Below are 26124 nucleotides of genomic sequence, written 5' to 3' on the forward strand. Positions count from 1 at the left end.
ACCCTACTCGTCGGGGGCTCACCGCCAGCGGCGCGCATCAATCACCGCCTGGCACTTACGGTCCGGGCCGCCATTCCGGCGCTGGGTGTCGGCTCCGCACGGACCGACGACGCGGGCCGGTCACCGACCTGGGCCCGGCGAGCGTCACGACGCTCGGCAACGCCGAGCTCCGAGGGCCGCCAGCCCGCAGCGCCTTACCTTCGCCCGTCGTCCTGCTTCTCGCCGGAGGCGGCGCGACGTACGTCGCCTCCCTGCATCCCGGCCTCGGGGCTGCCCTGTTGGTCGGGGTCGCCGTGGCGCCCCTGCTTCCCGTGATGCTGAGGCGCCGACCGGGCAGGCCCCAGTGATCCGGAAGCGAACTCCCCGCCGCACCTGACAGCGGGCGTCGACGGCGTCCGTTCAGCCCGCCGGGGACGCCGACACGCCGCCCGGGTCCTGGTAGACCCGGTCGAGCGCCAGATAGGCGCCGCCACGTGCCGCGGCGCTGAAACCCAGGGCGGACAGCAGGACCTCGCAGCGGCCGGCCTCCGGCGCCATCACCCGGGCGGACAGTTCGCCGCGGACCCGGTCGATGAGGTAGTCGCCGAAGTGGGCGAAGTAGCCGCCGAGGACGACCGCCCGAGGGTTGAGGACGTCCGCCAGCAGTGCGAGCCCCAGGGCGAGGCCGTCGGCGATCCGCTCCAGCGCCGCCAGGGTGGCGGCGTCGCCCGTGTCCGCGCGGCGGCGCAGCTCCGCCAGGCGCTGCGCCAGATCGACCGTGGGGTCGTGGACCGGGTCGTCGGGCGCGGCGGCGAGCCGGAGCAGGGCCGCCAGGCCGACCATCGTCTCCCAGCACCCTCGGCGCCCGCAGGCGCACGGCTGCCCACCGGGGTCCAGCGGCATATGGCCGATCTCGCCGGCGAATCCGGCCGATCCGCGCAGGAGCCGGCCGTCGGAGATGATGCCACCGCCGACGCCCGTCTCGCCTGTCACATAGATCAGGTCGTGGATGTCCGCCGCGGCCGCGACCAGGTACTCGGCGACCGCGCCCAGCTTGGCGTCGTTCTCCAGCCGGACCGGCGGCGCCCCCGCACCGAGCCGGGAGCGCAGGCCCTCGACGACGGCCACGTCCTGCCAGCCGATGTTGGGCGCGTAGGACACCACGCCGGTGTCCATGCCGATCACGCCGGGGGCCGCGACGGTCACGGCGACCAGGTGCACGCCTCGCGTGCGCAGGGCGTCGCGCGTCTCGCGGACCGCCTCCGCCATCTGGTCCAGGACGGCTTCCGGTCCGCTGCCGCGGGTGTCGAGCGGTGTGTGCCGCTCGACGACGACCTCGCCGCGCAGGTCGAACGCGATGAGGCTCAGATAGTCGGCGTTGACCTCCATGCCGATGCCGCAGATGGTGCGGCCGTCGATCTCCACCGTGCGGCTGGGACGGCCGACGGAGCCGTCGCGCGCGGTCTCCCCCTCGCGTACCAGGCCGCGTTCGACCAGTTCGGCGACCAGGTTGGTGACCGTGGCCTTGGGCAGCCCGGTCTCCGCCGCGATCCGGGTACGGGACCGCGGTCCGGCGTCGCGCAGCAGGCGCAGCACCAGGCCGAGGTTGGACCGGCGCAGCGAAGCGCGGTCGCTCGCCCGGGACGCCGCTTCGCCGCCTACGTCGCGCACGCCCGCTCCGCGTAGATCTGCTTTCACCACGCCTGCTCCTGTTCCCGTACGGCGATTCCCCGACAAGGTACGCGGTCGCCCGCGGGCCGGGGAGCGGGATCGCCCCTCCCGGGAGTCCGCTCTCCCCGGAGATCGCCTCTCCCCCGAAGTCTCTCCGCTCAACCTGTTGACGGCTCCTTATTAATTTTGGATCCTAGCCGAACTAATTACGAAGGAGACCCCGTGACGGCCCGCTACCACCTCCGCTTCCAGCTGCGACCCGGCGACGACCTGACCGACCGTGCAGCTGCCCTGGCCAAGGTGTGCCAGGAGGTCGGGGTCGACGAGGTGGTGCTGCTCCTCGGCGCCGAGCAGCTGCACACCGGCCACCTCGCCGGCCCCGAGGAGGACCGCTGGTACGAGGCGGCGGCCGAAGCCCACCGGGTGCTGACCGACGCCGGACTGGACGTCAGCCTCAATCCCTGGGTCACCGTCGGACACGCCGACCGGGGCCGGGTCGACGCGCTGGGCTTCGCGCCCATGGAGTCGCCCACCGGCCGGCGCGCCGCGGCCCAGGCGTCCTTCGCCTGCCCGCGCTGGCGCGACTGGCTGTACGCGCACTACGGGCGCTTCGCCGAACTGGGCTTCCGGGTGCTGTGGTTGGAGGACGACTTCCGCTACCACAACCATGCGCCGCTGGACTGGGGCGGTGGTTTCGAGCCGCTGATGCTGGAACGGCTGACCCGCCTGACCGGTGCGCCCGCCACCCGGGAGGAGGTGGTCGCGGCCGTCACCGCGCCCGGCCCGCCGCATCCGTGGCGCGCGCTGCTGCAGCAGGTGTGGCGGACCGCCCAGCTGGAGGTCGCGGAGCGGCTGGCGCAGGTGGTGCAGGAACGCTCCGGCGGCCGCTCGCAACTGGGACTCATGAGCTCGCTGCCCGCCGCGCACTCCGTGGAGGGCCGGGACTGGGACGCGCTGTTCACCGCCCTGTCGGCGCAGCGCGGAGTGACCCACCGCCCGCACTTCGCGCCCTACTCCGACACCCCGGCGCGCAGCCTGGCCTCCGCGGTCTGGTCGCTGGAGATGCAGCGCGCCCTGCGCCCGCGCTACGCCGACTGCGAGCCCGAGATCGAGAACTGGCCGCACACCACCTGGTCGAAGTCGGACACCCAGACCTGGTCGGAGATGGTTACCGCCCAGCTGTCGGGCGCGGACGCGCTGCTACTCAACGTCCACCCCACGCACGCCGAACGGGCCGAGGACTTCCCGCACATCGACGGGTTGCTGCGCCGCTCACGGCCCGCGCTGGACTGGGTTGCCGGACGCCGACCGGCGCCTGCCGTCACGCTCGGCGTGGGGCTGCCCTGGCGGCAGGACACCGCCGCCCGGCTGCCGACCGGGGCCGCCGGGCGGCTGGCGGAGCTGGCGGCCGACCCCGAGCCGGCCGCCGGGTTCCTGCTCGGCTACGGGGTCCCCGTCACCGCCGGACCCGCCCCGGTCCAAGCCCTCTTCGGCCGGCTCGCGCATGTCTTCGACGACGAGGAACTGCGCGCGATGCTGCGCGGCGGGCTGCTGCTGGACGGCGTGGCCGCGGCAGTCCTCACCGAGCGCGGGTTCGGCGACCTGCTGGGTGTGCGCGCCACCGCGGTGGTCGGCCGCGCCGAGCACGTCGAGCCCGGCCCGTACGCCGTGGAGGCGGCCGAGGGCGCGCTGCTGAGCGTCGACGTCCAGCCGGCGCTCGCCCGCCTCGACCCCCTCCCCGGCGCCCGGCTCGTCACCCGGATCGAGACACCCGACGGCCGCCACTGGGGCGCGGGCCGCTGCCACTACGTCAACGAACTCGGCGGACGCGTCGCGGTGCTGGCTGCCACGGCACCCGCCGAGCTGGCCCGCAGCGACGAGGGCCGGCGTCTGGTGCACGCGGCCGTCCGCTTCCTGGAGGGCGACGACCCCAGACTGCCGCTGGTGAGCGGGGCACCCCATCTGATCCCGCGCGCCTCGCACTCCCCTGCCGGCCACCGGCTCGCGGTGGCCAACGGAAGCGCCGATGCGGCGCATCCCCGGATCGACCTGCCGGCACCGCCGCGGTCCGTACACGCCACCGTGCTCGCACCCCTGGCCGAGCCGACCCCGGCCGGCGTCGCCGAGGCCGACGGCCTGCTGGAGCTCGAGACCGCGCTGCCGCACCGCGGCTGGGCCGTCCTCGACTGGTGAGGACCCGTTCCCCACCACACCCCCACCGCCGGTCCCGGCGGCGCACAGCCCGATCGACCCACAGGCCGCTCCCCCGGCGGCCTGCCACGGGAGCCCGCCGTACGGCGGGCTCCCCGAATCGATGAGGAGTACCTGTGTCAGCTCGTTCCAGAACCAGGATCGCCGGCGCTCTGGCGGCGACCGCCACCGTACTGGCCGGCACGCTGGCCTCCGCCCCGGCTTCCGCACAGCCGGCGCCGGCTGCCGACTCGGCGACGTACACCGTCACCATCGGGGCGAAGGGCTCGTGGACGCATCCCGACGACACACCCGCCGGGACCTACATCGACAAGGACGGCACGTTCTACTTCCAGTCCGCGCATGCGCTGTACAGCGCCACCGACCCACGCAAGTGGACGTTCTACAGCGGCAGGGACTTCGACACCGCCAAGCGCAACGCCACGCTGAGCGAGGCGGTGAACCCCGCCGACAGCCAGGACCGCAACGACGACACCACCTGGCGGTGCAACAACAGCCCCACCGGCCGTGAGGCCAGCTACGCCCCCGCCGGCTCGCACTACGCGCAGAAGAACTACTGCGATCTGATGGGCGTCTGGGTCGACCCCGACACCGGCGACTGGTACGGCCTGGTGCACAACGAGTTCACCCCGTCCCCCTTCGGCGACGGTCTGCACTACGACGCGGTCGACTACGCCGTCTCCACCGACCAGGGCCGGACCTGGGACATCAGGGACCACGTCCTCACCTCGCCGTACAGCACCGAGCGCGGCGACACGGCGGCGTTCCCCAACGACCTCTACTATTACGGCGACGGCGACCCCCGGCTGTTCGTGGACACCGCCTCCGGCTACTTCTACGTCTACTACAACTCCCGCGCCATCCCGAAGGGCGGTGTCCCGGGCGGCTGGACGGACGGCAGCCGTGCCCATGTCGCACGGGCCCCGATGGCGGGCAAGATGGCGCCCGGCTCGTGGCGGAAGTGGTACGACGGCGCCTGGTCGCAGCCCGGCATCGGCGGTCTGGAGAGCAACATGGTGCCGGTCGACGCCGACCACACCACGGGCTACACCCCGGTGGAGAACGACTACGACCCCGCGACCCCCGGTACGGTCGCCGAACAGCAGGCCGCCGGTGAACTGCCCGCCAAGTCCGACCTGCTGACGATGAACATCGCGTACAACGCCTATCTGGGCCTGTACATAGGCGAGCCCGAGGCGGTGAAGCAGGACGCCACGGAGCCGCAGCGCTTCTACGCCACCGACGACCTCGCCACGCAGAAGTGGAAGCTCATCGGCGACTCCGGCGACTACCGATCGGGCTCCTGGTACCGCTGGATGCTGGACGCGGTGAACAAGACCGGTTCCACGATCGTCGGGAAGACGTTCCGCAGCTACTGCTCGTTCTACTGCTCCGACTTCGCGGACGGCGAGTACTACGAGACCACCGTCGAGACCTCGCAACCCGCCGCTCCCGTCGCCGCCGGCACGGCGTACACGATCAGCAGCGGCGAGGGCCGGGTGCTGGCGCAGACCGCCGGCAGCCGGACCACCACCTCGCGGCCCGCGGACGACGGGTCCGCCCTGAGCCGCTGGGTCTTCACGCCGAACGGCGACGGTTCGTACCGCATCGCCAACGCCGCCACCGGTCAGCTGATCGGCGTCGACTCCGGCCGCAACGCGGGCCGTGCCTGGGCCGCCAAGCCGACGCTCAGCGGGGGCAAGGCGACCGTGGGCCAGCAGTGGTTCGTCATCCCGGGCACGACCGCCGACGGCCACGCCACGGGCACGTTCCGCCTGGTCAACCGTTACAGCGGGCTGGTGCTCGGGCTGTCGGGAGCGACGGGCCGGCCCGTCGAGACCACCCCCACCCGGGCCTGGACCGACACCAGCGGCAACCCGGTCGGCGGCGGGCGGACCCCGGCGGAGCAGACGCTGACGTTCACCGCGCACTGACGTGGGCGCCCTCGGCTTCGGTGGCGAGCGGGACCTCGCCCGCCGTCCTGCCGAAGCCGAGGGCCTGCAGCTGCCCGCCCCGGCCCCCGGGCCCGCTGCTGGTCTACCTCTCCGGCCGGATGTGTGCGTGCTCGCACCCTGCGGGACGCTGTTCGCCCTGCGCGGACGGAACCTGGTCCGCGTCGCGCTGCCGGGCGCCGACTGACCGGGGGCCGCCGGGAAAACCAGTGGCGCCGCGGGGTGACCTCGGCGGATGCTCCGGTCCATGACTGTGATCAAGGACGACGACGGCACCGGCATCGAGCGGAAGTTCGGCTGGTGGGACATGTGGGTCAGCCCCGAGGACGACCCCCGCAGCGACGGCGGCCACGAGGGCGAACGGGACACCCTCGCGGGCTATCTGCGCGACCAGCGCCTCACCCTCGGGCTCAAGTGCGACGGCCTGGACGCCGAGCAGCTGGCAAGCCGCTCCGTCCCGCCGTCGAACCTCTCGCTGCTGGGCCTGGTCCGCCATCTCGCGGGCGTGGAGCAGTACTGGTTCCGCCAGGTGATGGCGGGCGAGAAGACCGAGCGCCACTTCCGCCCCGAAGGCCGGCCGAACGGCGACTTCGAGGACGCCGCCGCGGACCCGGCGCAGGTCGCCGAGGCGTGGGAGATCTGGCGGACGGAGGTCGAGTTCGCCGAGCGCCTGGTCGCCGAGGCTCCGGACATGGACGTCAGGGGCGGCAGCGACGACGAGCCGATCGCCCTGCGCGAGGTGCTGGTGCACATGATCGAGGAGTACGCCCGCCATCTCGGCCACGCCGACTTCCTGCGCGAGCGCATCGACGGCCGGGTGGGGCAGTAGGCCCGGCGCCCGCGCGCCGGGCCCACCGCTTCACCACGTCAGGCCGTGCCCGATCCCGTAGAGCAGCTGCGACGGGTCGTCCGCCCGGGGGACGTCGACCGGCAGCCGCCCGGCCGGGGGGATCTTCCCGCCGATCACCCGGGCGGCCGCGGTGAGTTCGGCGTCCATCCAGGTGTAGCTCGCGACCGAGGCCCGTACGCCGGTGAGATGGGCGATGTCGTACGGGTCCCACGAGGCCAGATGGACCACGGGCACGCCGGTGTCCGTCAGGGCGGCCGTGAACGCCCGCTGGCCGGCGTTGAGGTGGGCGTTCAGGGTGACCGCCACGACCGCGTCGTGCTCCCGGGCGGCGGCGACCGCGGCGGCGGTCTTCGCGGCGCTCGGGTTCGGCGCGGCGGCGGTGCCCGCCGGCAGGACGGTCGGGGTGAAGCCCAGGCGCTCCAGCTCCCGGGCGAGGACCGTCGTCGGCGGGCCGCTGGTGCCGAGCGGCGCGGCGCCGTCGACCCCGGTCACCAGGACGCGGCCGTGGACGTGCGGGTCGAGGGGCAGCAGGCCGTCGTTGACGAGGACGGTCGTCGTCCGGTCCGCGACGCGGGCAGCGATCGCGCGGTGGGCGGGCGTGCCGACGGTGGCGTCGACGCCGTCGTGCGTGACGTACGGCTCGTCGAACAGCCCCCGGCGCAGCTTCAGCCGCAGGATGCGCGTGAGCGCCTGCTCGACGCGCGCCATGGGGACCTCCCCGCCGCGCACGGCCTCCAGGGTGGCGTTCCAGGCGAGGGGGAAGTCCGGCGGGTTGAGCAGCTGGTCGCAGCCGGCGAGCAGGGCGAGCACCGGGACGCGGGCGTCGCCGTAGCGCTGGCGCACGCCCACCATGCCGAGGGAGTCGGTGACGACGACGCCGTCGTAGCCGAGTTCCTCGCGCAGGATGCCGGTCAGGAACGGGTACGACAGGGTGGCGGGGTCGCCGGCGGGGTCGATCTCCGGGAACGCGATGTGCGCCGTCATGATCGCGTCGATGCCCGCGGCGATCGCGGCGCGGAACGGCGGCGCGTCGATCCGCAGCCACTCCTCACGGGTGTGGGTGATGTGCGGGAAGCTCTGGTGGCTGTCCTGGCTGGTGTCCCCGTGCCCGGGGAAGTGCTTGGCGGTGGCGGCGATCCCGGCCTTCTGGTAGCCGCGCACCTCGGCGGCGACCAGCGGCGCGACCGCCTGCGGGTCGGCGCCGAAGGAGCGGACGCCGATGACGGGGTTGGCGGGGTCGACGTTCACGTCGGCGACCGGGGAGTAGTTCTGCCGGATGCCCATGGCGCGCAGTTCGGCGCCCGACACCCGGCCGGTGAGGTAGGCGTCGTCGGCGAGCCCGCCGGCGCCCAGGGCCATGGCGCCGGGGAAGAGCGTGGCGGGGGCGCCGATCCGCACGACGCGGCCGTGCTCCTGGTCGGTGGAGATGAGCAGCGGTACGGGGGTGGGCTGGGCGAGGCCGGCCTGCTGGATGCCGTTGGACAGCCCGGCGATCTGGTGCGGGTCGCGGGTGTTGTTGGCCCAGGCGAAGTAGATGATGCCGCCGACGTGGTAGCGGGCTATCAGCTCGGCGGCGCTGTCCACCCCGGCGGTGGCGCGGTTGGACGCGGCGTCCGCGGCGCCGGGGTCGGTGGCGGAGTGCCCGTAGACCCGCATGACGAAGAGCTGGCCGACGCGCTCCTCGAGGCTCATGCGGTCGATGAGCGCGTGTATGCGGTCGTCGTCGCTCTGGTCGTCGGCGCGGGCGGCGCCCGCGGTCAGGCCGGCGGCGGCGGTGCCGGCTGCCGCGGCGGCGGCCGCGGCGAGGAAGGTGCGGCGGGACGTGGGCATGAAGGCTCCTTGTCGGGGACCGGAACACACCTGAAAGAAACTGCCAACTCCCCGACGTAGCCGGAAAGTTATTTCCAGTCAACGCTCCGCGTCGCTATCCTCGCCAGAGCCGTGCACCTGACAATCTTGGGAGAGGCCGATGCGCCGCTGGCGAAGGACCCTGCTCACCGCTCTGCTGCTGACCGCCGCGACCGCGCCCACGGCACACGCCGGGGACGAACAGGAATGGATGCCGCTGCGGGTGGCGACGTACAACATCGCGGCCGGCGCCAACAGTTCGGGAGTCTTCGACCCCGCCGGTACGGCCGAGACGCTGCGCTCCTTCGACGCCGACGTGATCGCACTGGAGGAGGTCGACGTGCACTGGAGCGCCCGCAGCCAGTGGCGCGACCTCGCCGCGGAGCTCGCGGACCAGCTCGGGATGCGGGTGTTCTTCGGCCCGATATACAGCCTGGACCCGCTCGAAGCGGGCCTGCCGCGCCGGGAGTTCGGCGTCGCGATCCTCTCCCGCCTCCCGGTGGAGAGCGCGGAGAACCATCTGCTCACCCGGCTGTCCACCCAGGTGCCGAACCCCGTACCGGAGCCCGCCCCCGGCTTCCCGGAGGTCGTGGTCAAGATGGCTGGCGTGCCGGTGCACGTGTACGCCACGCACCTGGACTACCGGGCCGATCCGGCGGTGCGGCGGCTGCAGGTGGCGGACACGCTGCGCATCATGGCCGAGGACTGCCACACCCGCTGCCCGCAGCAGATCCTGGCCGGCGACCTCAACGCCGTCCCCACGGCCCCCGAACTGGCCCCCCTGTGGCAGCACCTGACGGACGCCGCTCCCCCGGCCCCCGGCTACACCTACCCGGCGGCGGCCCCCGTCCGCCGGATCGACTACGTCACGGTGGCGGGCGGCATCGGCGTGCTGGGCGCGCACGTACCGCAGACCCTCGCCTCCGACCACCGGCCGGTGGTGGCGGACCTGCTGGTACGGCGCTGAGTGCGGCGGGGCGCCCCGCCCGGCGCCCCGCTACTCGACGATCGCCAGCCCGCGGTCGGTGGCGTTCAGCCGCCGGCCGCCGTCCTCGGTGACGGTGACGATGTCCTCGATGCGCACGCCGAAGCGGCCCGGGAGATAGATCCCCGGCTCGACGGAGAAGCACATCCCCGGGACAAGCGGCCGCTCCTCGCCCTCGACCATGTACGGCGGCTCGTGCGTCGTGACGCCGATGCCGTGGCCGGTGCGGTGGATGAAGTACTCGCCGTAGCCCGCGTCGTCGATGACGGCCCGGGCGACCCGGTCGACCTCCTGGCAGGCGATGCCCGGGCGGACCGCCTCGCAGCCCGCGTTCTGCGCCGTGCGCACGATCTCGTGGACCTTGGCCTCCTCCGCCGTCGGCTCGCCGACGTGCACGGTGCGCGAGGTGTCCGAGCCGTAGCCGTGCTTGAGTCCGCCGAAGTCGAGGACCACCATGTCGCCCTCGGTGATGGTGCGTTCCCCCGCCTCGTGGTGGGGGTTCGCGCCGTTCGGTCCGGAGCCGACGACCGTGAAGTCGACCTGCGAATGGCCGTGGCCCAGAAGCAGATCGGCCAGGTCGCCCGCCACCTCGGTCTCCTTGCGGCCCGCGAAGCGGACCTTCAGGATCTCCTCGTACGTCGCGTCCGCCGCCGCGCCGGCCGCGGCGAGGCGCTGCAGCTCGTGCCGGTCCTTCACGGCCCGCAGCATGGGCAGCGCGTCGGTGAGCGAGGCGTACCCGGTGTCGGGGAGCGCGCGCTGCAGGCCCAGCAGATGCATGGCCCAGGCGTTGTCGCTCACCCCGTAGCGGCCCTGCGCGTCGAGCAGCGGGGAGGCCACGGCGTACGGGTCGGCGCCGTCCTTCCAGTCACGCAGGGTCACCGGGGCGCCGGCCGCGTCCGGGGCCTCCAGCGCCGGGACGACCAGGACCGGATCGCTGCCGGGGGTGAGGACGAGCAGGGTGAGCCGCTCGGTGATCGCGGTGGGCTGGTAGCCGGTCAGCCAGACCAGGTCGGGGCCGGGGGCCACCAGCAGGCCGGCCAGTCCCGCGTCGGCGGCGGAGGCGGCCGCGCGCTCCATCCGGGCGCGGTAGTCGTCGGCGGTGAAGGGCGTGGGCTCGTCGCTCATGTCTTCTACTTATAGCCCCTGGCTCCTCGTTCCGCTCCTCCGGCCCCCCGGCATCGGTGGTCCGGCGGGTGCGTGTCGCTAAGATCGACGCTCGGGGGTGGGGACCGTGTGGCCCGATGAACTGACCAGTGCCGAGCGGCGGTTGTGGGAGGCGTTCCCCAAGGGGCTGCGCGTCGATCTGCGGACCGGCGACCCCGCCCTCGACGATCCCGAGCAGGCCGCCGCGTGGGGTCCGGAGCGGACCGTACGGGCGGAGGTCGTCGCGGCGCTGCTGCTGGGTGCGCAGGAGGCGGCGACCGGGCATGTCGCGGCCGTGCACCTGCTGGGCGCGCGGATCACCGGCGGGCTGATGCTGGACAACGCCGACATCGGCTGCCATCTGCGGATCCGCGGCTGCGCCTTCGACGAGGAGATCAACCTCTACGCGGCCCGGGTCCGCAACCTGACGTTCCAGGACTCGCTGCTGCCGGGCGTCCTCGCCTCGTACGCCACCGTCGAGGGCAATGTGCGCCTCCTGCGCAGCCATGTCACCGGCAAGCTGCTCCTGGTGGGCGCGCGGATCGGCGGGAACCTCAATCTCGGCGGCGCGCGACTGGACGGCGGGCTGGCCGCCGGCCGGCTGACCGTGGAGAGCGACGTCCTGTGCAACCTGGAGTTCACCGCCGGCGGCGTAATCGAGCTGCGCAGCGCCCGCGTCGGCGGCAGCGTGCAGCTGCGCGAGGCCCGGCTGCACGGCACGGACGGGACGGCGCTGGACGCGGCCCGGCTGCGGGTCGAGGGGGACGTGTCCGGCTACAAGCTGACCGCCCGCGGCGAGCTGGGGCTGCGCGGCGCGTCGGTGACGGGCGCGCTGTTCCTGCGGGACGCGGAACTGCACAACGAAGGTGGGCGCACGCTGGACGCCCCCGGCGCGGCGTTCGGCGCCGACGTGGTGCTGGACCACCGTTTCCGCTCCACCGGGACGATACGGCTGGCCGCCGCGTCGGTGGCCAGTCACCTGCAGCTGAACGGCGCCACCCTGCACGCCCCCAACGGCACCGCGCTTGACGCGTACGGTGTGCAGACCGGCGGCGACGTGGTGCTGCGCGACGTCACAGCGGCCGGGCTGGTACGGATATCCGGGGCGCAGATCACCGGGCGCGTCGACCTGACCGGCGCGCACCTGCGCGGGGGCGCCGAGGGCACGGCGCTCACCCTGCGCCAGTCGACGTCCCGCGAAGTCCGGATGCGCCTGGCCGAGCCGCCGGGCGGCGCGGTGGACCTGCGGTACGCCACGACCGGCGTGCTGCACGACGAGGCCCGCACCTGGCCGGCCCGTGTCCGGCTGGACGGCGCGGCGTACCAGACGCTCGACAACCCGCTGCCCGCGGCCGAGCGCCTGCCGTGGCTCGCCCGTGACGAGGGCGCGTACCTCCCCCAGCCCTACGAGCATCTCGCCGGGGTGTACCGGCGCCTGGGACTGGACCACGAGGCGCGGCGCGTGCAGCTCGCGGGGCAGCGGGCGCGGCGCACGCACCTGCCGTGGTACGCGCGGCTGTGGGGGCTGGTCCAGGACGTAACGGTCGGCTACGGCTACCGCCCGGCACGGGCCGTGGGATGGCTGCTCGGGCTGCTGGCGGCGGGGATCGTCTACTTCCACTTCGACCCGCCCGCGCACACGCAGCGGCCGCCGCGGTTCGAGGCCGTCGTGTACGCGCTGGACGTCCTGCTCCCGGTGGTCGACTTCGGCCAGGAGAAGGCGCACATCCCCGATTCGGCGACCGGGCTGTGGGTCGGCTACGTCCTGATCGCGGCGGGCTGGATCCTCGCCACGGCGGTGGCGGCCGGTGTGGCACGGGCGCTGAACCGGCCCTGAGGGGCAGCGGGCCCAGTGATCGAATCTCAGGGCTGGCCCTGATGTCCGGAACCACCGCCCCCGCCTAACGTAGGAGTCACCGAGCACCGCTCCGCGATGACGTACGGGGGACGACGCGGGGGATCATCGCGGGGCGGGGCGTCGGTTTCAGGAGAGGCGCCGGCTTTCACGGCCGGGCGCCGCCTCCAGGGGGTGGGCCGTTCAGCCGCGCAGGTACGCGAGGACGGCCTTCACCCTGCGGTGCTCCATGAGGTCGCTGTCCAGGTCGAGCTTGGTGAAGACGTTGCGTACATGCGTCTCCACCGTCTTGCCGCCGATGACCAGATTCCTGGCGATGGCCTCGTTGGAGTGCCCCTCGGCCATCAGCGCCAGCACCTCCCGCTCCCGGTTGGTCAGCGCCGCCAGGGGCTCGGCGGCGCGGGCGCCCGCCATGAGACGGCGTACGACGTCGGGGTCCACCACCGCCTCGCCGGCCGCGACCCGCCGCAGCGAGCGGACCAGCTCGCCGGAGTCGGCGACGCGCTCCTTCAGCAGATAGCCGAAGCCGCGCGGATCGTCGACCAGGGCCCGTACCGTGGCGCCGGTCTCCACGTACTGCGACAGCAGCAGCACCCCCGTGCCGGGGTGGCGCTCGCGGATCGCGGCGGCGGCCCGCAGCCCCTCGTCGGTGTGGGTCGGCGGCATCCGGATGTCCAGCAGCACCGCGTGCGGCCGGTGCTCGGCCACCAGCGGCAGCAGCCCCGAGGTGTCCGCGCAGGACGCCGCGACCTCCACGCCCTCGTCGCCCAGCAGGCGCACGATTCCCTCACGGAGGATGTTCGAGTCCTCCGCCACGATCACTCGCATGGCAGCTCCGCGACGATTCTGGTGCCCTGACCCGCGGGGCTGTGCACCCGCAGCACTCCCCCGACGGCCGCTATCCGGTCCGCGAGCCCGGCCAGCCCCGTACCGCGTGCCGTGTCGGCGCCGCCGACGCCGTCGTCGACGGTCTCCACCACGAGCCGGCCCTCGCGGCTTCGGGCGCTGACGCTCACCGCGCGCGCCTGGGCGTGCTTTGCGGCGTTCGCGAGCGCCTCGCTGACGGTGAAGTAGGCGGTGGCCTCGGTCACCGGGTCGAAGCGCCGCTCCTCCGCGGCCACCACGACCGGCAGCTCGGCCTGACCGGCGAGCTCCTTCAGGGCGGGGGCCAGACCGTCGCGGGTGAGGACGGCCGGGTGGATGCCGTGGGCGAGGCCGCGCAGCTCCTCCATCGCGAGGCGCAGACTCCGCTCCACCTCGGCGAGGGAGCGGCGCAGCGAGGGGTCGGGGTGGTCGGCCAGGCCGGCGTCGACGCGGCGCAGCGCCATCAGCGCGAAGACCAGCCGGGTCTGCGCGCCGTCGTGCAGGTCCCGCTCCAGCCGGCGCCGCTCGCTGTCGGCCGCGCGCACGATCCGGGCGCCCACCTCACGGGCCTGGCTCTCCAGCCAGACGTTCTCCAGTGCGAGGCGCAGCGCCGCCGCCACGGACGCCAGCAGCTCCGGGTCCTCGGCGAGGACCGGATCGTGCCGCAGCAGGGCCAGCGGCGCGCCCCGCGAGGTGTCGATGCGGGTGCAGCCCCGCTCGGCGGGTTCGACGCGCTGCCCGGCCCCGTCGGCGTACAGGCCGCGCTCCTCCTGCCAGACACCGAGCCGCACGCTGGGGTCGCCGAGCACGGGCACCAGCGCGTCGCGCAGCCGGCCCGGGTCGGAGGCGGCGCCCACCTCCATCACCAGCCCGCCGACCTCGGCGCGCTGGAGCTGCATCCGCAGCAGTCCGCCGAGGAAGGCCAGCGGCACCGCCGTCTGCGCCAGGTCGGAGGAGAACGCCAGCACCTGCTCGGCGGTGGAACCGGCCACCCCCGTCAGCACCACGAGCAGGTCCCAGGCCAGGAAGGAGGTGGCCAGGGCCACGGCGATCCAGGCGGGCAGCAGGGCCCGGCGCCGGGCCACCGACGCCCGCCGCCAGCGGCGGATGATGGCGTAGACGAGGGTCGCCGAGATCATCCAGCCGAACGCCCGGAAGACGCCGTCGACGTACGGGAAGAGGCCGGCGGCGGACCGGATCAGCAGCGGGTTGGGGCCGCAGACGTCCGTGCAGCTCAGATAGGTGGAGTCGGTCTCGACGGCGGGGTCGAAGGCCAGCGCGCGGGCCAGTCCGCCGACGGCGACCAGAACGTACCCGAAGACCACCAGGGCGCGGGTGCGGCGCGAGGCCAGCCGGCCGTCGGGGAAGGACAGGATGAGGTGGGCGAGGACCGCCATGTTCAGCGCCTCCCACCAGGCGCCCAGGGCGAACAGCGCGGGCACGCCGCTGCCCTGCAGATTGCCCACGAACCAGACGATGCCCTCGGCGAGCATCAGCGGTCCGGTGCGGTTGTCGGGGCGGCGCACCCAGGCGATCACACCCGCCACCGCGTACGCCCAGCCGACGGCGAGATCGCGGGCGACCTCCACCGGCGAGCCGCCCGCGCGGTGGAACGACCAGGCCCCGGCCACGCCTGCGACGGCCGCCAGCATCGCGCCGACAACCGGACCGCACCGCGCCGCCTGGGCCGGAAGACCGCTGTTCACGATCGACAACGCTAAGCCATGCCGCAACCGGCCCGGCACCCTGTCCGCGGCGTTCAGGACTGTATGCCCGGAATGTCCGAGGGCTCCCGAGGCCCGATGTCCACGGTCTCCCGCGGCGTGACGTCCGAGGACTCCCGCTGGCGGGGCAGCACCGGGGTGTCGTCCGCGTACTGCATCACGACCTTGCGGACGGGGTGCGCGATGTCGATGCCCTCGGCCCGGTAGCGGGCGTGCAGGCGCTTGATGAGCTCGTGCTTGATCCGGTACTGGTCGCCGTACTCCCGCGTGCGGAGGATGACCGAGAAGCCCACCCGCGAATCGCCGAAGGTGTGGAAGCGCACCACCGGCTCGTACGAGGGCACGCCGCCCTCCACCTCGGCCATGACCTGCTCGGCGATCTCGACCGTCACGCGCTCCACGTGGGAGAGGTCGCTGCCCAGGCCCACACCGGCCTGGACGATGACGGACATCTCCTGCTCCGGCCGGTGGTAGTTCGTCATGATCGTGCGCGACAGCTGGTCGTTGGGGATGATCACGAGGTTGTCGGACTGGGTGCGGATGACCGTGTTGCGCCAGTTGATGTCGGTGACGTACCCCTCCTCCAGGCTGCTGAGCTTGATGTAGTCACCGACCTGCACACTCTTCGCGGCGAGGATGTGCACGCCCGCGAAGAGGTTGGCGAGGGTGTCCTGCAGGGCCAGCGCCACCGCCAGACCGCCGACACCGAGGGCGGTGAGCAGCGGGGCGATGGAGATGCCGAGGGTCTCCAGCAGGATCAGCACGCCGATCGCGAGGACGGCGATCCGGGTGATGTTCACCAGGATCGTCGCGGACCCGAGCCCGGCCGAGCGGGAGCCGACCAGCTCCCCGATGATCCGGGCCACGGCGACCGTGACGGCGAGGATCAGCACCGCCACCACGATCTGCTGGACCGTGTGCCGCACGGCGTCCTTCAGCGGGAGCACCTCGGCGGCGATCGACACACCGCCCGCGAGGGCGCCCCAGGGGGCGATGGTGCGCAGGGCGGCGACGAGGTGGTCGTCGCCGCTCCAGCTGGTGCGCCGGGCACCCTTGCCGAGCCAGCCCAGCAGCAGCCGGAGCAGGAACCCGGCCACCAGGCCGCCGAGCACCGCCGCTCCGGCGATGAGTATGTCGTGCACTGTCAGAGCCCGGTACAACGCGCCACCGTCTTCTTCTCGGAAACCATTGCGCGCGCCGGACACTTGACCGACCCCGGCGCGGGGACATCCTCCCTCATCCGCGGGAGGCGGTCACCGGCGAGGTGCGGTTTCGAGCCGCTCTACGGACGGGCGTTCACTGGCCGGCGCCCGTCTCGAAGAGCAAGTACAGGAAAGCGGCCAGGACATGGCCCACGACCAGGTAGACGAGCAGCCGGATCACCAGGCCGCGGGGGAAGCGCTCCTCGCGGACGTCGCCGGACCGGGTGTCGTGGTCCATGTCATGCCTTTCCGTTGGACGGTGCGCCGAGGCAGAGCTCCGCGGCGCTGCTCTGCAGCAGGGTGTGGACGAACAGGAGCTCCGCCCCGCCGGCGTCCTGCGCGGCGATCCGGTGCGGGGTGAGGGAGTCGAAGTGCGCCGCGTCCCCCGGCTGCAGCGTCTCCTCGGCGTCGCCGAGCGTGAGCCGCAGCCGCCCGCGCAGCACGTAGATCCACTCCTCGCCGGGGTGGACGCGCACCAGATCCCCCTGGGCGCCCCAGGGCACCTCGACCCGCAGCGGCTGCATGGCGCGGCCCCGGGCGCCGGCCCGGGTGTAGCGCCACCCCTGCGCCTCGGTGGCGTCCTGGTCCCCGGCGCGGATGACCGCCTCGCGGTCCGGGGGCGTCTCGCCGAGGAGGTCGGAGACGGTGGTGCGGTACGCCCCGGCCAGCGCGAGCAGCATCGGCAGCGACGGCTGCCGGCGGCCGGTCTCGAGCCGGGACAGATGGGCGGGCGAGAGCCCGGCGCGCGCGGCGGCGTCCTCCAGCTTCAGCCCGCGGCTGAGGCGCAGGTCGCGCAGGCGCGGGCCTACGGCGGCCGGGAGGTCGGTGGGGCTCATGGGTCGATTCAGCCACGCCGGTGACCTCTGAGGCAAATCGCTTGCCTCAGAGGCAAAGGATCACGGGGTGGGTCGGCGCCGGGGGCGACGGGCGTCCGTGTCGACGATAGCCGAGACGGGTGGCGCGACCGTCGCCCGCCTCCGTAGCGGAGGGCGGGGCAGGGGGCGCGCCGGCGGTCAGCCGTCCGTACCGCTCCACAGCGCCGCCACCAGCGGACGGCGCAGGTCCGTACGGCGGACGCACAGGCCGATGGGCAGTGGCGCCGGACCGGGGTCGACCGGCAGGATCCGCAGCCGGTCGCGGACCATGCTGCACTCCAGGACCAGCCGGGGTACGACGCCCGTCCCGCAGCCCAGGGCGACCAGGGCGAGCAGCGCCTCGTGCCCGTCCGGTTCGGCGGCGACATCCGGCCGGATCCCGTGCGCGCGGAACCAGCGGTCGGCCGATTCCCGGACCAGGCCGCGGCGCGGCAGGACGAACGGCGGGCGGGGCCACCCCGGGCCCTCCTCCGCCTCCCCGGGCTCCCGCCCCTCTCCAAAGCCCCGCCCCTCCCCAGGGTCCCGAGGGTCCCGCCCCTCTCCGAGGCCCCGCCCCTCCCCGGGGTCCCGCCCCTCCCTCGCGGTCACGAAGACCAGCTCAGTCGTGGTGACCGTGCGGGCCACGAGGCCCTCCGGGAGCCGGTCCGGCAGACCGGCGACGACGGCGTCCACCTCCCCCTCGTCGAGCCGGGCGAGGGCCGCCGCGGCGTCCCCCGTGCGCAGGTCGAGGCGGACCTGCGGGTGCGCCGCGCGGAACGGGGCGAGCAGATCAGGCAGCAGGGCCTGGCAGGCGGTGACGGTGGCGAACACGACGAGGCTGCCCGCCAGTCCGGTGGGGTCGGGGTCCTCGTCCCGGTAGCTCCGCCACAGCTCCAGCGTCTGCTCGGCGTACCGGCGGAAGCGGTGCCCCTCGGCGGTGAGGGAGACGCCCTGCGGGCCGCGGTCGAGCAGCCGGTGGCCGAGCCGCGCCTCGAGCCGCTGGACGGTCCTGGTGAGCGTCGCGGGGCTGACGTGGCATTCGAGGCTGGTCCGGCCGAAGTTGAGGGTCTGCGCCAGATGCAGGAACAGCCGCAGCTCCCGGTGCCCGTCGATCACGACCCCCACCTGCCTCTTTCATTCACCGCAACGCCCCGCTGCGCCTCTTGCGCTTGTCGCAAGGCACGCGGCGACCCTACAACTCTCCCCATGACCTCCTTCACGTCGACCGTGTTCACGCCCGAATCGATGTCCGTGCCCGGCGGGACGGAGACCGTCCTGCGCGGCGGCCGCCATCTCTTCCCGCTGCTGCCCCAGGCGTTCGCCGGGGTCCGCCGCATCGCCGTCCTCGGCTGGGGACCGCAGGGACGGGCCCAGGCCCGAAACCTCCGCGACTCCCTGGCCGGTACGGACATCACCGTCGCGGTGGGGCTGCGCCCCGGCTCCGCCTCCGCCGCCGACGCACGGGCACACGGGTTCACCGAGGCCGACGGCACGCTGGGCGACTGGCTCGAGGTCGCGTCCGGGGCCGATCTGGTCATCCTGCTCGTCGCCGACGCCGCGCTGGCCGCTCACCACGAGGAGGTCTTCGCGGCCCTGAGGCCCGGTGCCACCATCGGCCTGTCCCACGGCTTCCTGCTCGGCCATCTCACCGCCGCCGGCGGCGACTTCCCTCCCGGGCACGGTGTGATCGCCGTCTGCCCGAAGGGGATGGGCGACTCGGTGCGGCGGCTGTACGAACAGGGCGAGCAGATCAACGGCGCCGGGATCAACGCGAGCTTCGCGGTGCACGCCGACCCCGACGGGCACGCGGTGGACCGCGCCCTGGCCTGGTCGGTGGCGCTCGGGGCGCCGTACACGTTCCGCACCACCCTGCGCTCGGAGTACCTCTCGGACATCGTGGGCGAGCGGGCGGTGCTGCTGGGCGCCGTGCACGGGCTGGTGGAGTGCCTGTACCGGCACTACCTGCTGTCGGGGGACGACGCCGTGACGGCGTACGAGCGCTCCTGCGAGAACATCACCGGCCCCGTCGCCCGCACCGTCTCCCGCGACGGTCTGCGCGCGGTGCGGGAGACACTGCCGGCGGCCGGGAGGGAGGTCTTCGACCGCGCGTACGCCGCCGCCTACCGTCCCGCGCGCGAGCTGGTCGCGGAGATCTACGACGAGGTGGCCGACGGCACCGAGCTGCGCAGCGTGATCCTCGCGGAACGGCGCCTGGCGGACCGGCCGATGAGCCGGATCGGCGGCTCGCCGATGTGGTCCGCGGGCCCGGCCGCGAGGGCCCGGCGCGGGGAGCGGGAGCTGCCGGTGGAGGCGTTCACGGCGGGGATGTTCGTCGCCACGATGGCGGCGCAGATCGACGAGTTCGCCGACCGCGGCCACCCGTGGTCGGAGATCGTCAACGAGTCCGTGATCGAGGCGGTGGACTCGCTGCTGCCGTACATGCACGCACGGGACGTGGCGTACATGGTCGACAACTGCTCCCGCACCGCACGCCTCGGCGCCCGCCGCTGGGGCCCGCGCTTCCAGGCGGCGTACGAACAGCTCGCCCTCCCCGCCGCCGAGTCGGGCTCCACCGATCCGGCGCTGCTCGCGGCCTTCACCAGCCACCCGGTGCACGAGGCCCTCGCGTCGGCCGCGAAGCTGCGGCCGACGGTGGACATCTCGGTGGCGTGACGCGCGCCCGCCCCTCCCCCCGGGTCAGCGGAAGTCGGCCGCGTGCTCGGCCGCCCACTGCGCGTACGTGCGGGCCGGGCGGCCGGTGACGCGCTCGACCGTGGGCAGGACGGTGTACGCCATCTCCGGCGGGTTGCCGTACGCGCCGATGAGGAAGTCGATGACGTGCGGCGGCAGTCCCTTGGCCGCCCAGCTGTCGCGCGCCTGCTGCTCGGTGAGTTCGACGTACGCGATGTCGCGGCCGGCCGCCCGGCTGATGATCCGGACCTTCTCCGGCTTGGTCAGCACCTCCGGCCCGGTCACCGTGTACGTCTGCCCGTGGTGGCCGTCCCCGGTCAGCGCGACCGCGGCCACCGCGCCGATGTCGGACTCGTGCACGGGCGCGCTGAGCGCCGCCGGGAACGGCTCGCTGATCGCGCCCTTCTCCCGCGCGGGCCCGGACCACTCCAGGGCGTTGCCCATGAACTCCACCGGCTGCACGAACGTCCACTCCATACCGCTCGCCTGCAGCGCCTCCTCGACGGCCCGCCCCTGCACGCCGCTCAGCACGGTCGCCCGGAGCACCCCGGCCTCCTCCGCGAGGCGGACCAGTTCGGCGGCCGTGGCCAGCGGCTGGTAGTCGTCGCCCGCGAACGTGATGAAGTGGACGGCCGTGACGCCGTCGAGGGCGGCGGCGAACGTCTCCGGGCGGGTCAGGTCGCCGGCGACCGGCTCGACGCCCTCCGGGAGACCGGCCGTCGCCGGGTTGCGGGTGAGGGCGCGGACCTTGTGGCCGCCCGCCACCAGATGGTCCACGATCCGCCGGCCGACGGTTCCGGTGGCTCCGGTCACGAGAATGGTCATGGAGGCTCTCCTCAGTGCTTCGACCTGCGCTGCTGTCAAGAACCACGGTAGGAAGCACTGCGGTCAGGATCTGTCCTCAATCCCCGTGCCGGGACCAGAATCCGGGCTCGATCCCCAGGCTCCGCAGCCAGGTCCGCTCGCCCCGGCGCACGACCTCGGGGCTGTGCCGCCGCAGCAGGTGCAGCAGGTCGCTCGCCGGGGCGGCGCCCAGCGCTGCGCGGACGGCGGGCACGTCGGCGGCGGCGACCGTGAGGGCGTACTCGTACTCCGGACCGGTCAGGTCCTGGCCCTCGATGCGCAGCGTCCCGTCGTCGTCGAGGCGGGCCGTGACGTACAGCCCCTGCCACGCGCGCAGGTCGACCTTGCGGGCCGGCACCGGCTCGCGCAGGCCCAGCACCGTCCGTACGCCCATGTGCCCGGCCAGCCGGAAGGCCCGCTCGCCGGAGTCGACGGGATGCACGCGCAGGGCGGCGACGCGCACCTCGCACGCCGGTGCCAGCCGCGGGTGCCCGGCCAGCTCCGCCGCCACGCCGTCGAAGAGGGCCCGCGCGTACGCGGCCGGTCCCCCGCAGTCCTCCTCCACCGTGAGCGACAGCCCCGTACCGGGCAGGAAGTCCACGAGCGCCTCGGCGAAGTACGAGCCGCCGCAGGACTGCCGTACGAAACGGGCGCGGACGCACGGGACCGGTCCGGCGGGGAAGGGTTCGGGGTCGGCGGGCACCGGCCCAGCGTAGCCGCGCCGGAACTCCCGCTGCCTGTCGGTGCGCTGTGCCATGCTCGCGGTGTGGCCGGGGGGATCCTGGAGCGTGACGGGGAGTTGGCCTGCCTGCGGACCGCGGCGAAGGAGGCCGCCGAGGGGGCCGGTTCCGTCGTGCTCGTCTCCGGGGAGGCGGGGATCGGCAAGTCCACCCTCGTACGGGCGCTTCCGGCCGTGCTGCCGCCCGACGCGCGGATGCTGCTCGGGCACTGCGACGACCTGACCACGCGCCGGCCGCTCGGCCCGCTGCGCGATCTGATCGGCAGCGTGGGCGGCGCGCTGACGCGGGCGCTGACCGACAGCGGCGACCGGCCCGCGGTGTACGAGGCGCTGCGGGCGGAGTTGTCGGCGGCGCCGCGACCCGCCGTGCTGGTCGTGGAGGACGTGCACTGGGCGGACGAGGCGACGCGCGACGCGCTGTGGTTCCTGGTGCGGCGGATTGACCGGCTGCCGGCGGTGCTGGTGCTGACGTACCGCGACGACGAGTTGGGCCCGGAGCACCCGCTGCGCCATCTGCTCGCCCAGGCGGCGCGCGCCGACCGGGCGCACCGGCTGCCGCTGGCGCGCCTGACCCCCGCGGCGGTGCGCACGCTCGGCGAGGGCAGCGGACTTGATCCGCAGCGGGTGTACGACGTGACGTCCGGCAATCCGTTCTTCGTCGCCGAGGTGCTCGCCGCCGGTGACACCGGTCGGGTGCCGCCCACGGTGGTGGACGCGGTGCTGGCACGGCTGGCGGGGCTGCCGGAGGCGGCGCGCGAGGGGCTGGAGCAGCTGGCCGTCGTGCCGACGGCGCTGGAGGGGTGGCTGACCGACGCGCTGGTGCCCGGCGGGATGGCCGCCCTGGCCGCGGCCGAGGAGCGGGGGCTGCTGCGGGTGGCACCGCGGCGGGCGGCGTTCCGGCACGAGCTGATCCGCCGGGCGGTCGCCGACTCGCTGCCCGCCGCGCGCCGTATCGCGCTCAACCGCCGGGTGCTGGCGGTGCTGGAGGACCGGCCGGGCACGGACCTCAGCCGGCTGGTGCACCACGCCGCCGAGGCCGGCGACCTCGACGCCATCGTCCGCTACGGCCCCGACGCGGCCGCCGACGCCTCCCGTACCGGCTCGCACCGCGAGGCGACGGCGCTGCTGCGCCTGGTGCTGCGCGAGCGGCGGCGCTTCGGGCCGGGCGAGCTGGCGGGGCTGCTGGAGGACTACGCCGTCGAGTGCTACACGCTCGCCGAGGCGGAGCCCGCGCTGACCGCGCAGCGGGAGGCGGTGGAGCTGCGCCGGGCGCTGGGCGACCAGCGGGCGCTGGGCGTCGATCTGCGCTGGCTGTCGCGGATGCTGTGGTGGGCGGGCGACGGGGCCGACGCCGCGACGGCCGCGCGCGAGGCGACCGAGGTGCTGGAGCGGGTGGGCGACCGGCGGCTGCTGGCGCTGGCGCTGAGCAACCAGGCGCAGCTGCACATGCTCGGCGACCGGCACGCCGAGGCCGTCTCGTTCGGCGGGCGGGCGGTGGAGCTGGCGCGGCGGGCGGGCGATCCGGCGATCCTCTCGCACGCCCTGAACAACGTGGGCGCCGCCCGCTGGCGCTCCGGCGACAGCGCGGCGGGCGCCCCCGTGCTGCGGGAGAGCCTGCGGGTGGCGCTGGCGGCCGGGGAGGTGGAGCACGCCTGCCGGGCTTATGCGAACACCGTCTGGAGCCTGATGGACTCGCTGCGGTACGCCGAGGCGGAGCGCACCCTGGCGGAGGCGATGGAGTACGCCGACCACGCCGAACACCTGGGCTTCCTCGGCTACATGTACGTCGAGCTGGGCATGTGCCGGCTCGCCGCCGGCGCCTGGGACGAGGCGGAGCACGCCGCCGAACTCGGCGCCCGGCTGCATGTGCCCGCCCGCTGCCCCGCACTGACGGTGCTCGGCCTGCTGCGGGTACGGCGGGGGCTGCCCGGCGGCGGCGAACTCCTGGACCGGGCCTGGGAGATGGCCGTGCGCACGGGCGAGCTGCAGCGCACCGGCCCGGTGGCGGCGGCGCTGGCGGAGGCCGCCTGGCTGCGCGGTGATACGGCGGCGGTGGCGGCAGCGGCGGCCCCGGTGTACGAGCAGGCGCGCGTCCTGGGCGTGCACCACGCCCGGGCCGAACTCGGGTACTGGCTGACGACGGCCGGCCGGCCGGTGCCGCCCGACGGCTCCGCGCACCCGTACGCGCTGCAGTCGGCGGGGCGCGCGCGTGAGGCGGCGGCGCTGTGGGAGGCGGCGGGCTGCCCGTACGAGCAGGCCGCCGCGCTCGCCGAGAGCCCCGCGACGGCGGACCGGATCACGGCACTGGGCATCCTCGACACCCTGGGCGCGGCGCCGCTCGCCCGGCGGGTACGCGAGGGGCTGCGGGAACTCGGCGTGGCGCGCGTCCCACGCGGACCGGCGGCCGGTACGCGCAGCAACGCGGCCGGACTGACCGGGCGCCAGCTGCAGGTGACGCGACTGCTGGCGCGGGGCCTGACCAACCAGGAGATCGCCGGCGAGCTGGTGGTGTCCGTGCGCACCGTCGACCACCATGTCGCCGCCGTACTGGAGAAGCTCGGCGCGCCCGGCCGCCGCCAGGCGGCGGCGCGCGCCGCCGAACTGGGCCTGCTGCCGGACACCTAGGCATCCCCGCGCGCGGATGTGGGCGGCCGTTGCCCATGCCCCCGGCGGCCACCGGGCCGTAGAAACGGTGGACCGACCGATCACAAGGGGGAAGCGCGTATGTCATCCACAGCAGCCACGGCCGCCCGCCGCGAACTCACCGGGTTCAAAGGGCGGCTGACCGGGCCGGAGGACAGCGGGTACGACGAGGCGCGGGCGATCTACAACGCGATGACCGAGCGCCGTCCGGCCGTCGTCGCGAGCTGCGCCGACGACGGCGACGTGGCGAAGGCGATCGCCTTCGCGCGCCGGCACGGACTGCCGCTCGCGGTGCGGAGCGGGGGCCATCACGGGGCGGGGCTCGGCAGCGTCGACGACGGACTGGTCGTCGACCTGTCGCCGATGAAGGCGATCGAGGTGGACGCCGCCGCCCGTACCGTACGGGTCGAGGGCGGGTGTGTCTGGGGCGAGGTGGACCGCGCCACGCACGCGCACGGGCTGGCCACGCCCAGCGGCATCATCTCCACCACCGGCGTCGGCGGCCTGACGCTCGGCGGCGGACTCGGCCATCTGACCCGTTCCTGCGGGCTGACCATCGACAACCTGCTGCAGGCGGACCTGGTGCTGGCCGACGGACGGCGGGTACGGGCGAGCGCGGACGACCATCAGGACCTGTACTGGGCGATCCGGGGCGGGGGCGGCAACTTCGGCGTCGTCACCTCGTTCACGTTCCGGCTGCACGAGGTGGGCACGGTGATCGCCGGGCCCACGTTCTGGCCGGTCGAGCTGACGGCCGAGGTGCTCTCGGCCTACGCCGGCTTCCTGCCCGGGGCGCCGCGCGACCTCAACGGCTTCTTCCTGGTGGGCGCCGTGCCCCCGGCGGACCCGTTCCCGCGCGAGCTGTGGGGGCGCAAGATCTGCGGGGTGGTATGGCACTACCGCCACGACGATCTGCCCGCCGCCCTGCGGGAGATGGAACCGCTGCTCTCCCTCCTCCCCGAGCCGCTGCTGCACGGACCGCACCAGGTGCCGCACCCAGGCATCCAGTCGGCGTTCGACGGGCTCTACCCGCCCGGGCACCAGTGGTACTGGCGGGCGGACTTCGTCAAGGACGTGCCACCCGACGCGGCGGCCCTGCACGCCAAGTTCGCCGCGGAGCTGCCCACCGGCCAGTCGACGATGCACCTCTACCCCGTCGACGGCGCGGCGCACGACGTGTCGTCGACGGACACGGCGTGGAGCTACCGCGAGGCGCGCTTCGCGTCGGTGTTCGCGGGCGTCGACCCGGACCCGGCGAAGGCGCCGCTGCTGCGCCAGTGGACCGTCGACTACTTCGAGGCCCTGCACCCGTTCTCGGCGGGCGGCGCGTACGTGAACATGATGATGGACGAGGGCCGGGAGCGGGTCCGGGCGAGCTACCGCGACAACTACCCCCGCCTGTCGCGCGTCAAGGCGGCGTACGACCCGGAGAACGTCTTCCGGGTCAACCAGAACATCCTGCCCGCGCCGGCCCGGGAGACCCGGCCCTGAGCCCGGGCCGGGATCCGCTCAGGACAGCCGCCACTTCTCGTGGACGACGACCGTCCGCAGACGCCAGCCCTGGCCGTCGCGGACGGCGTGGAAGTGGTAGCGGCCGCCAGTGACGAAGTTGGGCGCGGCGGGCTCCGGGGCGGCGCGGGCCAGCAGCATGGGGTTGACGTAGTCCGCGTGCACCTCGGCCGTGTCGCCGGGCTCGCCGTCCGGCTGGTCGAGGCTGATCCGGCGGTTGGTGATGAGGTGCTGGCGGACCTGGAAGAGCGCCAGCATCCGCGCGAGCCAGTCGCCGACCTCGGCCGCCGGGCCCTCGATGCCCCCGGCGCTGCGGTAGTCCGCTCGTCCCGCGGGGACGAAGAGGGCCCGGTACGCCGTCCAGTCGCCGTCGTCGACGGCCGCGGCGTAACCGGAGACGAGGTCGTCGACGGCGAGTCGGTCGGTGAGCACGGCGAGCTGCGTGCGCTGCGTCATGCGAACAGTGTTCGGGACGGGGCGGGGGAAGACCAGAGGGGTGCGGGGTTTCCTTCGCCGGGGCAGGCGGCCTTTAAGGCTGCTCTGAGACTCCTCTCAAGGTGG

The 26124-nt window shown here is 74.2% G+C and carries 20 protein-coding genes; 8 read left to right on the forward strand and 12 right to left on the reverse strand.

Going from position 1 to position 26124, the window contains the following annotated elements; translation table 11 throughout:
• Positions 1 to 399 precede the first annotated feature (399 nt).
• Positions 400 to 1650 (reverse strand): ROK family transcriptional regulator, encoded by a 1251-nt coding sequence (locus tag AB0M28_RS06390; RefSeq protein ID WP_365398654.1) that lies wholly within the window; start codon positions 1648 to 1650, stop codon positions 400 to 402.
• Positions 1651 to 1872: 222 nt separating this feature from the next.
• On the opposite strand from AB0M28_RS06390, the gene AB0M28_RS06395 reads away from it, so the two are divergent.
• The 3 genes from AB0M28_RS06395 to AB0M28_RS06405 all read left to right on the forward strand — a co-directional run bounded on the left by AB0M28_RS06395 (position 1873) and on the right by AB0M28_RS06405 (position 6642).
• On the forward strand, positions 1873 to 3843 hold the full coding sequence (locus AB0M28_RS06395; RefSeq protein ID WP_365398658.1) for a hypothetical protein: 1971 nt from the start codon (positions 1873 to 1875) through the stop codon (positions 3841 to 3843).
• 134 nt (positions 3844 to 3977) lie between these two features.
• Positions 3978 to 5795: an RICIN domain-containing protein gene (locus tag AB0M28_RS06400; protein WP_365398661.1), complete on the forward strand. Its 1818-nt coding sequence runs from the start codon at positions 3978 to 3980 to the stop codon at positions 5793 to 5795.
• 265 nt (positions 5796 to 6060) lie between these two features.
• Positions 6061 to 6642, forward strand: coding sequence for a DinB family protein (locus tag AB0M28_RS06405; protein WP_365398664.1), 582 nt, complete (start codon positions 6061 to 6063; stop codon positions 6640 to 6642).
• Positions 6643 to 6672: 30 nt separating this feature from the next.
• Here AB0M28_RS06405 and AB0M28_RS06410 read toward each other — a convergent pair whose 3' ends face one another.
• Positions 6673 to 8493, reverse strand: a complete 1821-nt coding sequence (locus tag AB0M28_RS06410) for a glycoside hydrolase family 3 N-terminal domain-containing protein (RefSeq protein WP_365398666.1) — start codon at positions 8491 to 8493, stop codon at positions 6673 to 6675.
• A gap of 139 nt (positions 8494 to 8632) precedes the next feature.
• On the opposite strand from AB0M28_RS06410, the gene AB0M28_RS06415 reads away from it, so the two are divergent.
• Positions 8633 to 9478 (forward strand): endonuclease/exonuclease/phosphatase family protein, encoded by an 846-nt coding sequence (locus tag AB0M28_RS06415; protein WP_365398669.1) that lies wholly within the window; start codon positions 8633 to 8635, stop codon positions 9476 to 9478.
• Positions 9479 to 9508: 30 nt separating this feature from the next.
• Here AB0M28_RS06415 and AB0M28_RS06420 read toward each other — a convergent pair whose 3' ends face one another.
• Positions 9509 to 10621 (reverse strand): aminopeptidase P family protein, encoded by a 1113-nt coding sequence (locus AB0M28_RS06420; RefSeq protein WP_365398672.1) that lies wholly within the window; start codon positions 10619 to 10621, stop codon positions 9509 to 9511.
• Between the two features lie 106 nt (positions 10622 to 10727).
• Between AB0M28_RS06420 and AB0M28_RS06425 the strand changes: the two genes are divergently transcribed.
• A complete protein-coding gene (locus AB0M28_RS06425) occupies positions 10728 to 12476 on the forward strand; it encodes a hypothetical protein (protein ID WP_365398674.1) in 1749 nt (582 codons plus the stop codon).
• A gap of 201 nt (positions 12477 to 12677) precedes the next feature.
• Here AB0M28_RS06425 and AB0M28_RS06430 read toward each other — a convergent pair whose 3' ends face one another.
• From AB0M28_RS06430 to AB0M28_RS06455, 6 genes are all read right to left on the reverse strand, one after another.
• On the reverse strand, positions 12678 to 13322 hold the full coding sequence (locus tag AB0M28_RS06430) for a response regulator transcription factor (protein WP_365398676.1): 645 nt from the start codon (positions 13320 to 13322) through the stop codon (positions 12678 to 12680).
• A complete protein-coding gene (locus tag AB0M28_RS06435; RefSeq protein WP_365398678.1) occupies positions 13313 to 15064 on the reverse strand; it encodes a histidine kinase in 1752 nt (583 codons plus the stop codon). Before AB0M28_RS06435 ends, AB0M28_RS06430 begins: the two co-directional genes overlap by 10 nt.
• A gap of 53 nt (positions 15065 to 15117) precedes the next feature.
• Positions 15118 to 16242 (reverse strand): mechanosensitive ion channel family protein, encoded by a 1125-nt coding sequence (locus tag AB0M28_RS06440; RefSeq protein ID WP_365398681.1) that lies wholly within the window; start codon positions 16240 to 16242, stop codon positions 15118 to 15120.
• A 136-nt stretch (positions 16243 to 16378) separates the two neighbouring features.
• Positions 16379 to 16522, reverse strand: coding sequence for a DUF6126 family protein (locus tag AB0M28_RS06445; protein ID WP_365398684.1), 144 nt, complete (start codon positions 16520 to 16522; stop codon positions 16379 to 16381).
• Between the two features lies 1 nt (position 16523).
• On the reverse strand, positions 16524 to 17120 hold the full coding sequence (locus AB0M28_RS06450; RefSeq protein ID WP_365398687.1) for an XRE family transcriptional regulator: 597 nt from the start codon (positions 17118 to 17120) through the stop codon (positions 16524 to 16526).
• Positions 17121 to 17297: 177 nt separating this feature from the next.
• On the reverse strand, positions 17298 to 18254 hold the full coding sequence (locus AB0M28_RS06455; protein WP_365398690.1) for a LysR substrate-binding domain-containing protein: 957 nt from the start codon (positions 18252 to 18254) through the stop codon (positions 17298 to 17300).
• A gap of 90 nt (positions 18255 to 18344) precedes the next feature.
• On the opposite strand from AB0M28_RS06455, the gene AB0M28_RS06460 reads away from it, so the two are divergent.
• The gene (locus AB0M28_RS06460) at positions 18345 to 19811 is read left to right on the forward strand and encodes a ketol-acid reductoisomerase (RefSeq protein WP_365398693.1); all 1467 of its coding nucleotides are present in this window, start codon (positions 18345 to 18347) and stop codon (positions 19809 to 19811) included.
• 24 nt (positions 19812 to 19835) lie between these two features.
• Here the strand turns inward: AB0M28_RS06460 and AB0M28_RS06465 are convergent, their stop codons facing one another.
• Together AB0M28_RS06465 and AB0M28_RS06470 are read right to left on the reverse strand one after the other, a co-directional pair.
• On the reverse strand, positions 19836 to 20654 hold the full coding sequence (locus tag AB0M28_RS06465) for an NmrA family NAD(P)-binding protein (RefSeq protein WP_365398696.1): 819 nt from the start codon (positions 20652 to 20654) through the stop codon (positions 19836 to 19838).
• A gap of 76 nt (positions 20655 to 20730) precedes the next feature.
• Positions 20731 to 21429 carry a hypothetical protein gene (locus AB0M28_RS06470; protein WP_365398698.1) on the reverse strand — a complete coding sequence of 233 codons (699 nt, stop codon included), beginning with the start codon at positions 21427 to 21429 and terminating at the stop codon, positions 20731 to 20733.
• A 9-nt stretch (positions 21430 to 21438) separates the two neighbouring features.
• Here AB0M28_RS06470 and AB0M28_RS06475 point away from each other — a divergent pair, with 9 nt between their 5' ends.
• The gene (locus AB0M28_RS06475) at positions 21439 to 24036 is read left to right on the forward strand and encodes an AAA family ATPase (protein WP_365398700.1); all 2598 of its coding nucleotides are present in this window, start codon (positions 21439 to 21441) and stop codon (positions 24034 to 24036) included.
• A gap of 99 nt (positions 24037 to 24135) precedes the next feature.
• Positions 24136 to 25545 carry an FAD-dependent oxidoreductase gene (locus AB0M28_RS06480; RefSeq protein ID WP_365398703.1) on the forward strand — a complete coding sequence of 470 codons (1410 nt, stop codon included), beginning with the start codon at positions 24136 to 24138 and terminating at the stop codon, positions 25543 to 25545.
• Between the two features lie 18 nt (positions 25546 to 25563).
• Here the strand turns inward: AB0M28_RS06480 and AB0M28_RS06485 are convergent, their stop codons facing one another.
• Positions 25564 to 26019, reverse strand: a complete 456-nt coding sequence (locus tag AB0M28_RS06485; RefSeq protein ID WP_365398706.1) for a nuclear transport factor 2 family protein — start codon at positions 26017 to 26019, stop codon at positions 25564 to 25566.
• Between the last annotated feature and the right edge of the window lie 105 nt (positions 26020 to 26124).

The sequence above is a fragment of the Streptomyces sp. NPDC051940 genome (assembly GCF_040680895.1).
Classification (GTDB): domain Bacteria; phylum Actinomycetota; class Actinomycetes; order Streptomycetales; family Streptomycetaceae; genus Streptomyces.

What these genes read in the sequence shown, in the direction of transcription:
- AB0M28_RS06405 (WP_365398664.1), top strand. Translation starts at nt 6,061, where the DNA reads ATGACTGTGATCAAGGACGACGACGGCACCGGCATCGAGCGGAAGTTC.
- AB0M28_RS06410 (WP_365398666.1), bottom strand. Translation starts at nt 8,493, where the DNA reads ATGCCCACGTCCCGCCGCACCTTCCTCGCCGCGGCCGCCGCCGCGGCA.
- AB0M28_RS06415 (WP_365398669.1), top strand. Translation starts at nt 8,633, where the DNA reads ATGCGCCGCTGGCGAAGGACCCTGCTCACCGCTCTGCTGCTGACCGCC.
- AB0M28_RS06420 (WP_365398672.1), bottom strand. Translation starts at nt 10,621, where the DNA reads ATGAGCGACGAGCCCACGCCCTTCACCGCCGACGACTACCGCGCCCGG.
- AB0M28_RS06430 (WP_365398676.1), bottom strand. Translation starts at nt 13,322, where the DNA reads ATGCGAGTGATCGTGGCGGAGGACTCGAACATCCTCCGTGAGGGAATC.
- AB0M28_RS06445 (WP_365398684.1), bottom strand. Translation starts at nt 16,522, where the DNA reads ATGGACCACGACACCCGGTCCGGCGACGTCCGCGAGGAGCGCTTCCCC.
- AB0M28_RS06450 (WP_365398687.1), bottom strand. Translation starts at nt 17,120, where the DNA reads ATGAGCCCCACCGACCTCCCGGCCGCCGTAGGCCCGCGCCTGCGCGAC.
- AB0M28_RS06460 (WP_365398693.1), top strand. Translation starts at nt 18,345, where the DNA reads ATGACCTCCTTCACGTCGACCGTGTTCACGCCCGAATCGATGTCCGTG.
- AB0M28_RS06465 (WP_365398696.1), bottom strand. Translation starts at nt 20,654, where the DNA reads ATGACCATTCTCGTGACCGGAGCCACCGGAACCGTCGGCCGGCGGATC.
- AB0M28_RS06470 (WP_365398698.1), bottom strand. Translation starts at nt 21,429, where the DNA reads ATGGCACAGCGCACCGACAGGCAGCGGGAGTTCCGGCGCGGCTACGCT.
- AB0M28_RS06480 (WP_365398703.1), top strand. Translation starts at nt 24,136, where the DNA reads ATGTCATCCACAGCAGCCACGGCCGCCCGCCGCGAACTCACCGGGTTC.
- AB0M28_RS06485 (WP_365398706.1), bottom strand. Translation starts at nt 26,019, where the DNA reads ATGACGCAGCGCACGCAGCTCGCCGTGCTCACCGACCGACTCGCCGTC.